This window comes from Citrobacter arsenatis, assembly GCF_004353845.1.
Classification (GTDB): domain Bacteria; phylum Pseudomonadota; class Gammaproteobacteria; order Enterobacterales; family Enterobacteriaceae; genus Citrobacter; species Citrobacter arsenatis.
Genome location: NZ_CP037864.1, coordinates 211038 through 225416, shown reverse-complemented (window position 1 = coordinate 225416; position 14379 = coordinate 211038). Strand labels below are relative to the sequence as shown.

Sequence of the window (14379 nt, the reverse complement as noted above, 5' to 3'; positions counted from 1 at the left end):
CTGACGAACGAATAAATACAGCGAAACGATAGTGGCACAACGAGATTATGTACGTCGCGGCCAACCGGCACCTTCGCGGCGCAAGAAGAGCACATCACGGAAAAAACAACGCAATACGCCTGCGGTATCGCCCGCTATGGTTGCTATTGCTGCAGCCGTACTCGTGACCTTTATCGGTGGTCTGTACTTCATTACGCATCACAAGAAAGAAGAGTCCGAAACGCTGCAAAACCAGAAAGTCACCGGTAATGGCATTCCACCAAAACCGGAAGAGCGCTGGCGATACATCAAGGAGCTGGAAAGTCGTCAGCCTGGCGTACGCGCGCCTACCGAACCGTCTGCAGGCGGCGAGGTGCTGAACGCCGATCAGCTTACCAATGAACAGCGCCAGCTGTTGGCGCAAATGCAGGCTGATATGCGTCAACAGCCAACGCAGCTCAACGAAGTACCGTGGAACGAACAAACGCCTGAACAGCGCCAGCAAACGCTGCAGCGTCAGCGTCAGGTGCAACAGCAGCAGTGGAACAACGCCCAGCAGCAGGCTCAACAGCCACGCCAGCGGGCTGCGGAGCAGCCGTACCAGCAGCCGCAAACGCGTACTGCGCAAGCCGCCCCGGTACAGCAGCCGAAAGCGCAGCCAAAACCGGCGGCCCAGCAGCCGTATCAGGATCTGCTGCAAACGCCTGCGCATACCGCTGCTGCTCAGCCGAAAACACAGCAGGCCGCGCCAATAACGAATGAAACGCAGCCGCCAAAACAGACGGCGGAGAAAAAAGATGAACGCCGCTGGATGGTACAGTGTGGCTCATTTAAAGGCGCTGAGCAGGCAGAAACCGTGCGCGCGCAGCTGGCCTTTGAAGGCTTCAACTCACGTATTACCACCAATAACGGCTGGAATCGCGTGGTCATTGGTCCGGTCAAAGGCAAAGAGAATGCCGACAACACCATCAGCCGCCTGAAGGTAGCTGGTCACACAAACTGCATTCGACTCGCCACTGGGGGTTGAAACCCCCAAAATCCCCCCCATCTATACTTGCATTACGCCCCGCACACTGTGCGGGGCCTGTACATTGCATTTGTAACCAAGGGGTCTGCTCGTGACAACAATAGTAAGCGTACGCCGTAACGGCCATGTGGTAATCGCCGGTGATGGTCAGGCCACACTGGGTAACACCGTAATGAAAGGCAACGTGAAGAAAGTCCGCCGTCTGTACAACGACAAAGTCATTGCGGGCTTTGCGGGCGGTACTGCGGATGCATTCACGCTGTTCGAACTGTTCGAACGCAAGCTGGAAATGCACCAGGGTCACCTGGTAAAAGCTGCCGTTGAACTGGCAAAAGACTGGCGTACCGACCGTATGCTGCGCAAACTCGAAGCGCTGCTGGCCGTCGCAGATGAAACTGCATCGCTCATCATCACCGGTAACGGCGACGTCATTCAGCCAGAAAACGATCTGATTGCCATCGGCTCCGGCGGCCCTTACGCCCAGGCTGCTGCTCGCGCTCTGCTGGAAAACACCGAGCTTGGCGCACGCGAAATTGCTGAGAAAGCGTTGGATATTGCAGGGGATATCTGCATTTATACCAACCACTTCCATACCATCGAAGAATTGAACTCCAAAGCGTAAGGATCCCCCATGTCTGAAATGACCCCACGCGAAATTGTCAGCGAACTGAACAAACACATCATCGGCCAGGATAACGCTAAGCGCTCCGTGGCGATTGCTCTGCGTAACCGCTGGCGCCGCATGCAGCTTAACGAAGAGCTGCGCCATGAAGTTACGCCGAAAAACATTCTGATGATTGGCCCGACCGGCGTCGGTAAAACCGAAATCGCCCGTCGTCTGGCAAAACTGGCCAACGCGCCGTTCATCAAAGTTGAAGCAACAAAATTCACCGAAGTCGGCTATGTTGGTAAAGAAGTAGATTCCATCATCCGCGATCTGACCGATGCAGCCATCAAAATGGTCCGCGTTCAGGCAATCGAGAAAAACCGCTTCCGTGCCGAAGAGATGGCGGAAGAGCGCATTCTCGACGTGCTAATCCCACCGGCTAAAAATAACTGGGGACAGTCAGAGCAGCCGCAGGAACCTTCTGCTGCGCGTCAGGCGTTCCGTAAAAAACTGCGTGAAGGCCAGTTGGATGATAAAGAGATCGAGATCGATCTCGCGGCCGCACCGATGGGCGTTGAAATTATGGCGCCTCCGGGAATGGAAGAGATGACCAGCCAGCTGCAGTCCATGTTCCAGAACCTGGGCGGTCAGAAGCAAAAACCGCGTAAGCTGAAAATCAAAGACGCGATGAAGCTGCTGATTGAAGAAGAAGCGGCCAAACTGGTAAACCCGGAAGAGCTGAAACAGGAAGCTATCGACGCCGTTGAGCAGCACGGGATCGTGTTTATCGACGAAATCGACAAAATCTGTAAGCGCGGCGAATCCTCCGGCCCGGACGTGTCCCGTGAAGGCGTACAGCGCGACCTGCTGCCGCTGGTAGAAGGCTGCACAGTTTCCACCAAACACGGTATGGTGAAAACAGATCACATTCTGTTTATCGCCTCTGGCGCATTCCAGGTCGCGAAACCGTCTGACCTGATCCCAGAACTGCAGGGTCGTCTGCCGATTCGTGTTGAGCTGCAGGCGCTGACCACCGGCGATTTTGAGCGTATCCTTACCGAACCGAATGCCTCCATCACCGTTCAGTACAAAGCGCTGATGGCGACCGAAGGTGTGGACATCAACTTCACCGAATCGGGCATTAAACGCATTGCCGAAGCGGCCTGGCAGGTCAACGAAACCACCGAAAACATCGGTGCACGTCGTCTGCATACCGTTCTCGAGCGTCTGATGGAAGATATTTCCTATGATGCGAGCGATTTAAACGGCCAAAGCATCACAATTGATGCCGAATATGTGAGCAAACATCTGGATGCGCTGGTCGCAGATGAAGATCTGAGCCGTTTTATCCTATAATCGCGTTCAATGCATTTTCATCACTGTTGATGGGGCTGATAAAGCCCCATTTTTATTGGCGCTAAATATGACTGAACAACAACAAATTAGCCGCTCACAAGCCTGGCTGGAAAGTTTACGACCTAAGACCTTACCGCTCGCCTTCGCGGCGATCATCGTCGGTACGGCATTAGCATGGTGGCAAGGATACTTTGATCCGCTGGTTGCTCTGCTGGCATTAATTACGGCAGGACTGCTACAAATTCTGTCCAATCTTGCTAACGACTATGGCGATGCCGTCAAAGGCAGCGACAAGCCCGACCGCATTGGACCGCTGCGTGGGATGCAAAAAGGGGTTATCACCCAACAGCAGATGAAGCGCGCGCTGATCGTCACCGTGGTGTTGATCTGTCTGTCCGGTCTGGCCCTGGTTGCTGTGGCCTGTCACACGTTGGCGGATTTTGTCGGTTTCCTGGTGCTCGGCGGCCTGTCGATTATCGCTGCGATCACTTACACCGTGGGTAATCGCCCCTACGGATACATTGGTCTGGGTGATATTTCCGTGCTGGTATTCTTTGGCTGGCTCAGCGTGATGGGGAGCTGGTATTTACAGGCACATACGCTGATTCCGGCGCTGATTCTGCCTGCCACCGCCTGCGGCCTGCTGGCAACCGCCGTGCTCAACGTCAATAACCTGCGCGATATCAACAGCGACAGAGAGAACGGCAAAAACACGCTGGTCGTGCGTTTAGGTGCCGTCAATGCCCGCCGCTACCATGCCTGCCTGCTGATGGGGACACTGGTCTGCCTGGCGCTGTTTAACCTGTTTTCGCTGCAAAGTTTGTGGGGATGGCTGTTTATCCTCGCCGCTCCGCTGCTAATCAAACAGGCGCGTTACGTGATGCGCGAGATGGACCCGGCGGCAATGCGTCCAATGCTGGAGCGCACCGTAAAAGCGGCGCTATTAACTAACTTACTGTTTGTTGTTGGGATTTTCTTAAGTCAGTGGTCTCTTTAACTGACAAATATCAATTAACAATTGATGATTTTGCCAACAGTACACATAGCGCGATATACTAAAAATTCTCGCAGCAACTGAACGTTAAGCCTATGAAATACGATACATCCGAGCTTTGTGACATCTATCAGGAAGATGTCAACGTCGTGGAACCGCTGTTCTCTAACTTTGGAGGACGGTCGTCGTTTGGCGGACAAATCATCACGGTAAAATGTTTCGAGGACAACGGGTTGCTGTACGATCTGCTCGAACAAAACGGCCGTGGTCGCATTCTGCTGGTCGATGGCGGCGGTTCCGTCCGTCGTGCGCTGGTCGATGCCGAACTGGCACGACTGGCCGTACAGAATGAATGGGAAGGTCTGGTTATCTACGGCTCAGTCCGCCAGGTAGACGATCTGGAAGAACTGGATATCGGCATTCAGGCGATTGCCGCCATTCCGGTAGGTGCTTCAGGAGAAGGTATCGGGGAAAGCGATGTGCGCGTCAACTTTGGCGGCGTAACATTCTTCTCCGGCGACCACCTGTACGCTGACAACACCGGGATAATCCTCTCCGAAGACCCGCTCGATATCGAGTAATCAAAAAAGGCCATCAGCAAATTTGATGGCCTTTTTTTCATTCATTTGATTCGTAATGAATGACTTTAATATCATACTTTTCATATTTTTCTTCGACAACGATACTCATCGTTTCACGACTGACAGGATAAGTTTCGATATAAGCATTTAATTTATCCTCAGCTATCTGAATGCCACTCTTTTGTATCCCGGTAAAAATTATCTCACTGCGTTGAAGATGACTACCATCATCTGCATAGCTTACAAAAAACCAGTCGTTAGATATCCTTGGAACCTGTTTAAGAGGTTTCGGTGTTAGCAGATGATAAAATAATAAATTCTGTTGTGTGTAGAGTTTTTCTGTATAGATGCTCACCATAAAATGACAATAAATTAGCGCAATAAAAAGCATAAACACAATAATAAAACCTGATCTCCTGGATTTCATATGTGGAGTTCCCGAACATAATCAGGATTAGCAATAGGTCTTATTACATCCATAAATAAAGGTAATTCACCCGAATAGGGTTCATGTCTCTTATTTTTATTGATAGGGTCAGGAAACAGTAACGGAATAACACTTTTATTCTTAAACTCACCAACTGGGCCATAGAAGTCCCAGATTCGATAAGCATTTTCTTTCGAGCATATCTGAAGGTAAGAGGTGTAATCTGCATAATTTACCGCTTGGTAAAAACCAAATAGATTTGAGACCAAATCTTCAGCACTATAACCACTATCCGTTAAATAAACATAAGGCCAAAAGTCCTGTAAGGACTCAAAGCGATGTGACGTACCTAAGAATATTGATAAAGCAATACCTTGTAAGGTTCGCTCCTGCAATCCTCGGCGCACCATAAACCTACGATATATACCAGTATTGATATTTATGCCATGAATGTTTTTGGACATACTTTGATGATAATTTACTTCATAAAACTCACTATCACCACCACGAGGCCTTGTCATTTCAAACCATAATTTTACAGCCCCTGCCGGATTAGCATGGCCTAAATCAATCCATCCTAAATTCTCTGTATAGATAAGACCATATCTAATATCTCTGGTGATAAGTCGATCCGAATCATCAATAATATCGTTTCTTTTTGTCATATCGTATTCTTTGATATTTAAAAAATACGATATCCTAATCTCTACATAGCAAAAAGGCATCCATTATGGATGCCTTTTTGAAGAAATCAGAATTAGACTTCTTCCATACGACCCAGCAGGGCATGCAGACGATCCTGCCAGCCGTTCTGCTGTTCTTTCAGGTTGTTGTTCTCACGCTCCAGCTCTTCACGCTGCTGCTGTGCAGACTGAACTTCCTGCGACAGTGAGTTGTTCTTTTCTTTCAGCTCTTCGATTTCCATCTGCAACAGCGTGATGGTATCAATCGCCTGCTGTACTTTTGCTTCCAGTTTCTCAAACACTTCTAATGACATCGTCATACCTCTCCTGAATTGCAAGGCGTTGATGGATAAAAATCCTCGTCCCGATAACCGGCGACGCCTTAATAAAAACGAGCGCACTCTACTTAACACCGATTGTATGAAGCCGCGTCATCCCTGTCCAGCGGCATCCCGCGCAGATTGCGGTTTGCAACACTTTTAGTCTTTCTCCTGGTGACATTACTGTCATAACTCTTAAGTGTTAACAGATTGTTCAGTGAAATGATTCAGCTCACACTATTTTTTTATAACAAACACCTCACAATGGCGCGAAAACGCTCATTTTGTTGATGGAGCACACACATTTTAATTTCGATATTTCTCGTTTTTGCGCGTTAACGATAAATTAACAGTGTGCCTACCGGCTCCGGGGATGTCAGTGACCTTCTCGCACACAATAAACATTAAACTCTCTTCAGGATCCGATTATGAGTCAAACCTCAACCTTAAAAGGCCAGTGCATTGCTGAATTCCTCGGTACCGGGTTGTTGATTTTCTTCGGTGTGGGCTGTGTCGCTGCACTCAAAGTAGCTGGCGCTACTTTTGGTCAGTGGGAAATCAGCATCATCTGGGGTCTGGGGGTAGCGATGGCTATCTATCTGACCGCAGGCGTTTCTGGTGCACACCTGAATCCCGCGGTAACCATCGCACTCTGGCTGTTCGCCTGTTTTGATAAACGCAAAGTTGTCCCTTTTATTATTTCGCAAATTGCCGGCGCCTTTTGCGCAGCGGCACTGGTTTACGGGCTTTATTACAATCTTTTCCTCGATTTCGAACAAACTAACCATATCGTGCGCGGCAGTACCGAGAGCCTGGGTCTGGCAGGTACTTTCTCCACTTATCCGAACCCGCATATCAATTTTGTGCAGGCCTTCGCGGTTGAAATGGTCATTACCGCTATTCTAATGGGGCTGATTCTGGCACTGACCGACGATGGTAACGGTGTACCTCGTGGTCCGCTGGCACCGCTGTTGATCGGCTTGTTGATTGCCGTTATTGGTGCTTCCATGGGTCCGCTGACAGGTTTTGCGATGAACCCGGCACGTGACTTCGGACCGAAACTCTTCGCCTGGATGGCCGGATGGGGTGAGATTGCCTTCACAGGTGGTCGTGATATCCCTTACTTCCTGGTACCAGTGTTTGGCCCGATTACCGGCGCGATTTTGGGCGCATGGGCCTATCGCAAACTGATTGGTCGTCATTTGCCGTGCGATGTCTGCGCGATTGAAGAGAAAGACGTTGCGGCCAACACTCAACAAAAAGCTTCGCAGTAATGTGACTACGGGACAAAAAATTATGACTGAAAAAAAATATATCGTTGCGCTCGACCAGGGCACCACCAGCTCCCGCGCGGTCGTAATGGACCACGATGCGAATATCGTTGCCGTTTCACAGCGCGAATTCGAGCAAATCTACCCGAAAGCAGGCTGGGTAGAACACGACCCAATGGAAATTTGGGCGACCCAAAGCTCCACGCTGGTAGAAGTTCTGGCGAAAGCCGATATCAGTTCCGATGAAATTGCCGCGATCGGTATTACCAACCAGCGTGAAACCACCATCGTCTGGGAACGCGAAACCGGTAAACCAATCTATAACGCCATTGTGTGGCAGTGCCGTCGTACCGCGGATATCTGCGAAAAGCTTAAGCGCGACGGTATGGAAGAGTACATCCGTAATAACACCGGTCTGGTCATTGACCCGTACTTCTCCGGTACCAAAGTGAAGTGGATCCTCGACCACGTAGAAGGCTCGCGTGAGCGCGCTCGTCGCGGCGAACTGCTGTTCGGTACCGTAGACACCTGGCTTATCTGGAAAATGACGCAGGGACGCGTACACGTAACGGATTACACCAACGCCTCGCGTACCATGCTGTTCAATATCCACTCCCTGGACTGGGATGACACGATGCTGGATGCGCTGGATATTCCGCGTGCAATGCTGCCAGAAGTTCGCCGTTCTTCTGAAGTCTATGGTCAAACCAACATCGGTGGTAAAGGTGGCATTCGTATTCCTATCTCCGGTATTGCCGGTGACCAGCAGGCGGCGCTGTTCGGCCAACTGTGCGTGAAGGAAGGGATGGCGAAAAACACTTACGGTACCGGCTGCTTCATGCTGATGAACACCGGCGAGAAAGCCGTTAAATCCGAAAACGGGCTGCTGACCACCATCGCCTGCGGACCGACCGGAGAAGTGAACTACGCGCTGGAAGGTGCGGTATTTATGGCTGGCGCCTCCATCCAGTGGCTGCGTGATGAAATGAAACTCATCAGCGATGCATTCGACTCCGAATATTTCGCTACCAAAGTGAAAGATACCAACGGCGTGTACGTCGTTCCGGCATTCACCGGCCTTGGCGCACCGTACTGGGACCCGTATGCACGCGGCGCCATCTTTGGTCTGACCCGTGGGGTAAACTCCAACCACATCATCCGCGCCACGCTTGAGTCTATCGCTTACCAGACTCGTGATGTTCTGGAAGCGATGCAGGCTGACTCCGGTATTCGCCTGCACGCCCTGCGTGTTGATGGCGGTGCGGTCGCCAACAACTTCCTGATGCAGTTCCAGTCCGACATTCTCGGCACGCGCGTTGAGCGCCCGGAAGTCCGCGAAGTCACCGCATTGGGTGCGGCATACCTGGCTGGTCTGGCAGTAGGCTTCTGGCAGAATCTGGACGAGCTACAGGAGAAAGCGGTCATCGAGCGTGAATTCCGCCCTGGCATTGAAACTACCGAGCGTAACTTCCGTTACAGCGGCTGGAAAAAAGCGGTCAAACGCGCCATGGCGTGGGAAGATCACGACGAGTAATACGTCATAGCCGGATGGCAACTGTGCCTTATCCGGCAATATCTTCGTGCGGGGGCAACCCCGCACACACATCAATAATCTCGCCCCCTCCCCTGTGCTACACTTCGCGCCATTCCTTTCAGCTACGAGTTTGCAATGAGACGAGAACTTGCCATTGAATTTTCACGCGTGACCGAAGCGGCCGCGCTGGCTGGCTATAAATGGCTGGGCCGCGGCGATAAAAATACCGCTGACGGCGCGGCGGTGAACGCCATGCGTATTATGCTCAACCAGGTCAACATCGACGGCACCATCGTGATTGGCGAGGGTGAGATTGATGAAGCGCCGATGCTGTTTATCGGTGAGAAAGTCGGAACCGGTCACGGTGATGCGGTCGACATCGCCGTCGATCCTATCGAAGGCACACGCATGACGGCCATGGGCCAGGCGAATGCGCTGGCGGTGCTGGCAGTGGGCGATAAAGGCTGTTTCCTGAACGCGCCGGACATGTACATGGAAAAGCTGATTGTCGGCCCAGGCGCAAAAGGGTCCATCGACCTGAACCTGTCGCTGGAAACCAACCTGCGAAACATTGCAGCCGCGATGAACAAACCGCTGAGTGACCTGACCGTCACCATCCTGGCAAAACCGCGCCATGACGAGGTTATTGCAGAGATGACGAAACTAGGCGTGCGCGTTTTCGCCATTCCTGACGGCGACGTTGCGGCCTCGATTCTGACCTGCATGCCAGACAGTGAAGTTGACGTGCTGTACGGCATTGGCGGCGCACCGGAAGGCGTGGTTTCTGCAGCCGTGATCCGCGCGCTGGACGGCGATATGCAGGGCCGCCTGTTGGCTCGTCATTACGTCAAGGGCGACAGCGAAGAGAACCGTCGTATTGGTGAACAGGAACTGGCCCGCTGCACCGCCATGGGCATTGAAGCAGGCAAAGCGCTGCATCTGGATGAAATGGCGCGCAGCGACAACGTCATTTTCTCCGCCACCGGAATCACCAAAGGCGATCTGCTGGAAGGAATTAGCCGCAAAGGCAATATTGCGACCACCGAAACGCTGCTGATCCGTGGCAAATCACGCACGATCCGCCGCATTCAGTCGATTCACTACCTCGATCGCAAAGATCCCGATGTGCAGGCGCACATCCTGTAATTGATTTGATCAATAGAGCCTTCCAGCCCATCCGGGCTGGAAATCTTTCCTCCAACGAACGAAGATAAGGCAATCAAAGCAGACAGGAGAAAACCATGGCAGAATGGGTAACAGGCAAAGTCACAAAGGTGCAGAACTGGACCGATGCCTTGTTTAGTTTGACCGTGCGAGCTCCGGTTCTTCCTTTCACTGCTGGTCAGTTCACCAAGCTTGGTCTTGAGATCGACGGCGAGCGCGTCCAGCGCGCCTATTCCTATGTCAATGCGCCTGACAACCCCGACTTAGAATTTTATCTGGTGACGGTTCCTGACGGCAAACTCAGCCCTCGACTGGCGGCGCTCAAACCTGGTGATGAAGTCCAGGTGGTGAGTGAAGCCGCAGGTTTCTTCGTGCTGGATGAAGTCCCCGATTGCGAAACGCTATGGATGCTGGCAACCGGCACGGCTATCGGCCCGTATCTGTCGATTCTGCAGTTAGGTAAAGACCTGGATCGCTTTAAAAATCTGGTGCTGGTCCACGCCGCGCGCTATGCAGCCGATTTGAGCTACCTGCCGTTGATGCAGGCGCTGGAAAAGCGCTATGAAGGTAAATTACGCATTCAAACGGTTGTCAGCCGGGAAACAGTTGCAGATTCGCTGACCGGACGTGTACCGGCGCTGATTGAAAGCGGTGAACTGGAAAAAGCGGTAGGGCTACCAATGGATAAAGAAACCAGCCATGTGATGCTGTGCGGAAATCCACAAATGGTACGCGATACGCAGCAACTGCTGAAAGAAACCCGGCAGATGACCAAACACCTGCGCCGTCGACCGGGCCATATGACTGCTGAGCACTACTGGTAAGCACGTTTCTCTGCCCGGTAAGCTCCCGGGCATTTTACCGGATGGCGACGCTGACGCGTCTTATCCGACCTACGAGTCAGCTCTGTATTTTACGTCCTGCGTGTCCTTACCGTATTTATTTGCGTCCTGGGTGCCAACGAACGCGCCCAGATCGATGAGCATACCGACCAGAATCAGCGTCGGAACAAAGCGGCCTACCGCCCATTGCCAGACGCCGGGTAACATCGCCCAATTTCCGGCCAGTAGCATCCAGGCCAGAATCATCAGCAGCGCCCACGCCCCGGAACGACCCCGATCGTGCAGGCGTTTTACCGTCACTGCCGCCGTCGGCCATAGCAGACACACCAGACAAAATGCCGCGGTCTGAATATCGAGTAATTGCTTGCCCGCCAGTGAGAACAAAACCAACATACCGACGATCCACAGGCCTATCCAAATCCAGAAATCACGGCGCCCGAGGCGCCCTTTAAATGAGAATAACCACTGCTGTATGGTCATGTAAGTTCCTTTATTATTACCTTCCAGAACAGTTTACCCTTTTGACAAGCTCGACGGTTACCGTTTTAATCGTGAGCAGTGAGAATGAAAGGTACGATTGATGAAGCAAGGATTTACACTGTTTTTATTATTGTTTTCAGCCTTAACTGCAAGCACTGCGGCACTGGCAGAAGAACCGTCGACGGCAACCACAGCCCCCTATTTACTGGCGGGTGCGCCGACCTTTGACCTGTCGATTAGCCAGTTTCGCGAAAACTTTAATACGCAGAATCCGAAGCTTATCCTGAATGAGTTCCGCGCCATCGACAGCAGTCGCGATCGGGCAAATCTCACCCGCGCGGCCAGTAAAATCAATGAAAATCTGTATGCGTCTTCCGCCCTTGAGCGCGGCACTTTAAAAATCAAAAGCATGCAGATAACCTGGCTGCCGATTCAGGGGCCAGAACAAAAGGCAGCCAAAACGAAAGCGCTGGAATACATGAGCGCCGTCATTCGCACCGTCGCGCCGCTGCTGACGAAAGAACAGAGCCAGAAAAAGCTGCAAAAACTGCTCGCAGCCGGCAAAGGGAAGCACTATTACGCCGAAACGGAAGGCGCAATTCGCTATGTTGTTGCAGATAACGGCGAAAAGGGGCTGACCTTCGCTGTTGAACCGATTAAGCTGGCACTATCAGAAAGTCTTGAGAAGGCGAATTCCCCCTAAATTATTCACGTTTCAGGAAGGCGGCGACGCAACGAATCCCCTGGAGCTTACATCAGTAAGTGACAGGGGTGAGAGAGTACAGCCAACGCACCTGCAACGTGCAGAATGACGGGGAAATGATAAAAAGCAAAGCCTTTCAGCAGACGAATCTCTATACTGTTTCACAGACCATGCTGCCCTGACGGGTGGCCATATTCCTTAATTCGCTGACAAGCGTGGAGAAATGAAATGCGACATCCTTTAGTGATGGGTAACTGGAAACTGAACGGCAGCCGCCACATGGTAAACGAACTGGTTGCTAATCTGCGTAAAGAACTGGCTGGCGTTGCTGGCTGTGCAGTAGCGATTGCTCCGCCGGAAATGTATATCGACCTGGCGAAACACGCCGCTGCCGGTAGCCACATCATTCTGGGCGCGCAGAACGTTGACCTGAACCTGTCTGGCGCATTCACTGGTGAAACAAGCGCTGAAATGCTGAAAGATATCGGCGCGCAGTACATCATTATCGGTCACTCTGAGCGTCGTACTTACCACAAAGAGTCTGACGAGCTGATCGCGAAGAAATTCGCCGTGCTGAAAGAGCAGGGTCTGACTCCGGTTCTGTGCATCGGTGAAACCGAAGCAGAAAACGAAGCGGGCAAAACTGAAGAAGTTTGTGCACGTCAGATCGACGCCGTTCTGAAAACTCAGGGCGCAGCAGCATTCGAAGGCGTGGTTATCGCTTACGAACCAGTATGGGCTATCGGTACCGGTAAATCTGCAACTCCTGCCCAGGCTCAGGCTGTTCACAAATTCATTCGTGACCACATTGCTAAAGCTGACGCGAAAATCGCTGAACAAGTTATCATCCAGTACGGCGGTTCCGTAAACGCAGCTAACGCGGCAGAACTGTTCGCTCAGCCGGACATCGACGGCGCGCTGGTTGGCGGTGCTTCTCTGAAAGCAGACGCCTTCGCTGTCATCGTTAAAGCAGCAGAAGCCGCAAAACAGGCATAATGCTGTTGCGGCGGGCGGCGCTTCGCTGTCCCGCCCTATAAGACTGTAGGCCCGGTAAGCGTTAGCGCCGCCGGGCTTTTTTTACAACTTACCCAGCACGTTAAACCAGGCATAATCCAACGGCAGAAGAAGCAGATACGTTGCCGCCGCCAGCGCGATACACAGCAACATCCCCGCCCTCGCAGGGACTTTCCCAAGCGCCATCGCCACCACAATCGGCGAAGCCTGATACGGCAGCAGCGGTGTGGAATATCCCAATACCTGAATCATAATTACCGACAACAGCGGGAACCCCGTTGCATCGGCAAAACTTTGCGCCAGCGTGGTATACAGTGCCGGAACGCCGTTCGCCGTCATAATAAAATTGAGCGCGGTGGTAATGCCGGTCAGCGCGAGAAAGCTGGTGAACGGTTTTTCCGCATCCAGCGGCATCACCTGCAGCAGCGCCTCGCCCACAGCACTGCCAATGCCGGTCTGGGTAACGGTGATCGCCAACCCGAGAATACCCGCTACGTAAATACAGGTCCGAATATTGACCCCAGAGGAAAACTCCTCGCCATTGATAAAACCAACCCGTGGTAACAGCGTGATCACCGCCGCCGCCAGCCCGGTCCACGCAGGACCAATACCATGCCAGCTTTCGCTTACCCACAACAGCAGCACCACTGCCAGCATCCAGGCCAGACGTTTTTCATCCCGGTTCATTGGCTCAGGCGGCGTGAGATCGCGCGGCGCATGAGGCTTACCAGGGAACAGCCAGCAGATAAGCACGATGAGCACAGCCCCCTTAAGCCAGCCCAGAACCGGCGTATGCAGCAGCAGATAGGGAAGATAATTGAGGTGGATGCCGTAAGAGCCTTCCGCCGCGCCGCTCATCACCAGATTCGGTACGTTAGCGGGTAAAATGGTCGCGGAAAGCTGGAACGTACCAAATCCTACAGCCAGCGCCAGTCCATACCAGGCGCGCGTACCGTCGTTAATTCCGGCCCGTTTCGCCATTGCCGCGACAATTGGCATCAGCAGCGCAATGCGGCCCATGTTGGATGGCATCACAAACGCCAGCGCGTAACTCAGCAGCACTACGCTCGCCACCATTAACGGCCAAGAGTCGGTCAATCGCGATGACAGCGCCCTCGCCGCCCTGTCCGCCAGCCCCGTTTTACGAATCGCGATCCCCAGCACAAAGCCACTGAAGACCAGCCAGAACGCCGACGACGCAAAGCCACCAAAAATCACATCCGCAGGCGCGATTTTGGCCACCATCGCCACGGCAAAGAACAGCAGCGCCGTTATAAACTCCGGCAGCAGCGACGTGGCCCAGAGCAGGATGGTAATGCCAACCACCAGAGAGGGGATAAACAGAGGGTGTGTAAGCCAGAGCGACATGCCTGTCTCCTGTTGTTTTTTTCAACAAG

General features: G+C 52.5%; 16 protein-coding genes. 11 read left to right on the top strand and 5 right to left on the bottom strand.

The annotated features are described in order from the left end of the window. Positions 1-31 precede the first annotated feature (31 nt). The 5 genes from ftsN to rraA all read left to right on the top strand — a co-directional run bounded on the left by ftsN (position 32) and on the right by rraA (position 4544). Complete coding sequence (ftsN, locus tag E1B03_RS02060) at positions 32-1006, top strand: cell division protein FtsN (RefSeq protein WP_103771947.1); 975 nt, start codon at positions 32-34, stop codon at positions 1004-1006. Between the two features lie 91 nt (positions 1007-1097). Next, complete coding sequence (hslV, locus tag E1B03_RS02055) at positions 1098-1628, top strand: ATP-dependent protease subunit HslV (RefSeq protein ID WP_003028805.1); 531 nt, start codon at positions 1098-1100, stop codon at positions 1626-1628. Between the two features lie 9 nt (positions 1629-1637). Beyond that, positions 1638-2969 carry an ATP-dependent protease ATPase subunit HslU gene (gene hslU, locus E1B03_RS02050; protein WP_103771946.1) on the top strand — a complete coding sequence of 444 codons (1332 nt, stop codon included), beginning with the start codon at positions 1638-1640 and terminating at the stop codon, positions 2967-2969. Between the two features lie 67 nt (positions 2970-3036). Continuing rightward, positions 3037-3966 carry a 1,4-dihydroxy-2-naphthoate polyprenyltransferase gene (gene menA, locus E1B03_RS02045; protein ID WP_003825185.1) on the top strand — a complete coding sequence of 310 codons (930 nt, stop codon included), beginning with the start codon at positions 3037-3039 and terminating at the stop codon, positions 3964-3966. Positions 3967-4058: 92 nt separating this feature from the next. Next, on the top strand, positions 4059-4544 hold the full coding sequence (gene rraA / locus E1B03_RS02040; protein WP_008787034.1) for a ribonuclease E activity regulator RraA: 486 nt from the start codon (positions 4059-4061) through the stop codon (positions 4542-4544). 37 nt (positions 4545-4581) lie between these two features. Here the strand turns inward: rraA and E1B03_RS02035 are convergent, their stop codons facing one another. The 3 genes from E1B03_RS02035 to zapB all read right to left on the bottom strand — a co-directional run bounded on the left by E1B03_RS02035 (position 4582) and on the right by zapB (position 5974). Then, positions 4582-4971 (bottom strand): hypothetical protein, encoded by a 390-nt coding sequence (locus tag E1B03_RS02035; RefSeq protein ID WP_133085613.1) that lies wholly within the window; start codon positions 4969-4971, stop codon positions 4582-4584. After that, positions 4968-5636, bottom strand: coding sequence for a hypothetical protein (locus tag E1B03_RS02030; RefSeq protein ID WP_133085612.1), 669 nt, complete (start codon positions 5634-5636; stop codon positions 4968-4970). Before E1B03_RS02030 ends, E1B03_RS02035 begins: the two co-directional genes overlap by 4 nt. 92 nt (positions 5637-5728) lie before the next feature. Beyond that, positions 5729-5974: a septal ring assembly protein ZapB gene (gene zapB, locus E1B03_RS02025; RefSeq protein WP_019077914.1), complete on the bottom strand. Its 246-nt coding sequence runs from the start codon at positions 5972-5974 to the stop codon at positions 5729-5731. 428 nt (positions 5975-6402) lie between these two features. Here zapB and E1B03_RS02020 point away from each other — a divergent pair, with 428 nt between their 5' ends. The 4 genes from E1B03_RS02020 (at position 6403) to fpr (ending at position 10767) form a co-directional block, all read left to right on the top strand. Next, positions 6403-7248 carry an MIP/aquaporin family protein gene (locus E1B03_RS02020; RefSeq protein ID WP_003825195.1) on the top strand — a complete coding sequence of 282 codons (846 nt, stop codon included), beginning with the start codon at positions 6403-6405 and terminating at the stop codon, positions 7246-7248. 22 nt (positions 7249-7270) lie between these two features. Then, the gene (gene glpK / locus E1B03_RS02015) at positions 7271-8779 is read left to right on the top strand and encodes a glycerol kinase GlpK (RefSeq protein WP_003028792.1); all 1509 of its coding nucleotides are present in this window, start codon (positions 7271-7273) and stop codon (positions 8777-8779) included. Positions 8780-8914: 135 nt separating this feature from the next. Beyond that, entirely contained in the window at positions 8915-9925 is a 1011-nt protein-coding gene (gene glpX / locus E1B03_RS02010; RefSeq protein ID WP_133085611.1) for a class II fructose-bisphosphatase, read from the top strand. 95 nt (positions 9926-10020) lie between these two features. Then, positions 10021-10767 (top strand): ferredoxin--NADP(+) reductase, encoded by a 747-nt coding sequence (gene fpr, locus E1B03_RS02005; protein ID WP_103771943.1) that lies wholly within the window; start codon positions 10021-10023, stop codon positions 10765-10767. A gap of 69 nt (positions 10768-10836) precedes the next feature. Here fpr and E1B03_RS02000 read toward each other — a convergent pair whose 3' ends face one another. Beyond that, a complete protein-coding gene (locus E1B03_RS02000; protein WP_103771942.1) occupies positions 10837-11265 on the bottom strand; it encodes a DUF805 domain-containing protein in 429 nt (142 codons plus the stop codon). A gap of 100 nt (positions 11266-11365) precedes the next feature. Here E1B03_RS02000 and E1B03_RS01995 point away from each other — a divergent pair, with 100 nt between their 5' ends. Together E1B03_RS01995 and tpiA are read left to right on the top strand one after the other, a co-directional pair. Beyond that, positions 11366-11968, top strand: a complete 603-nt coding sequence (locus tag E1B03_RS01995; RefSeq protein ID WP_133085610.1) for a YiiQ family protein — start codon at positions 11366-11368, stop codon at positions 11966-11968. A gap of 228 nt (positions 11969-12196) precedes the next feature. After that, on the top strand, positions 12197-12964 hold the full coding sequence (gene tpiA / locus E1B03_RS01990) for a triose-phosphate isomerase (RefSeq protein WP_003028783.1): 768 nt from the start codon (positions 12197-12199) through the stop codon (positions 12962-12964). An 81-nt stretch (positions 12965-13045) separates the two neighbouring features. On the opposite strand, the gene E1B03_RS01985 is transcribed toward tpiA, so the two are convergent. Further along, entirely contained in the window at positions 13046-14350 is a 1305-nt protein-coding gene (locus E1B03_RS01985) for an SLC13 family permease (RefSeq protein ID WP_133085609.1), read from the bottom strand. Positions 14351-14379: the final 29 nt, after the last annotated feature.

Bases quoted from the DNA above. Each gene is read 5' to 3' on its own strand.
- hslU (WP_103771946.1), top strand. From the start codon at position 1,638: ATGTCTGAAATGACCCCACGCGAAATTGTCAGCGAACTGAACAAACAC.
- menA (WP_003825185.1), top strand. From the start codon at position 3,037: ATGACTGAACAACAACAAATTAGCCGCTCACAAGCCTGGCTGGAAAGT.
- rraA (WP_008787034.1), top strand. From the start codon at position 4,059: ATGAAATACGATACATCCGAGCTTTGTGACATCTATCAGGAAGATGTC.
- E1B03_RS02035 (WP_133085613.1), bottom strand. From the start codon at position 4,971: ATGAAATCCAGGAGATCAGGTTTTATTATTGTGTTTATGCTTTTTATT.
- E1B03_RS02030 (WP_133085612.1), bottom strand. From the start codon at position 5,636: ATGACAAAAAGAAACGATATTATTGATGATTCGGATCGACTTATCACC.
- zapB (WP_019077914.1), bottom strand. From the start codon at position 5,974: ATGACGATGTCATTAGAAGTGTTTGAGAAACTGGAAGCAAAAGTACAG.
- E1B03_RS02020 (WP_003825195.1), top strand. From the start codon at position 6,403: ATGAGTCAAACCTCAACCTTAAAAGGCCAGTGCATTGCTGAATTCCTC.
- glpK (WP_003028792.1), top strand. From the start codon at position 7,271: ATGACTGAAAAAAAATATATCGTTGCGCTCGACCAGGGCACCACCAGC.
- glpX (WP_133085611.1), top strand. From the start codon at position 8,915: ATGAGACGAGAACTTGCCATTGAATTTTCACGCGTGACCGAAGCGGCC.
- fpr (WP_103771943.1), top strand. From the start codon at position 10,021: ATGGCAGAATGGGTAACAGGCAAAGTCACAAAGGTGCAGAACTGGACC.
- E1B03_RS02000 (WP_103771942.1), bottom strand. From the start codon at position 11,265: ATGACCATACAGCAGTGGTTATTCTCATTTAAAGGGCGCCTCGGGCGC.
- E1B03_RS01995 (WP_133085610.1), top strand. From the start codon at position 11,366: ATGAAGCAAGGATTTACACTGTTTTTATTATTGTTTTCAGCCTTAACT.
- tpiA (WP_003028783.1), top strand. From the start codon at position 12,197: ATGCGACATCCTTTAGTGATGGGTAACTGGAAACTGAACGGCAGCCGC.
- E1B03_RS01985 (WP_133085609.1), bottom strand. From the start codon at position 14,350: ATGTCGCTCTGGCTTACACACCCTCTGTTTATCCCCTCTCTGGTGGTT.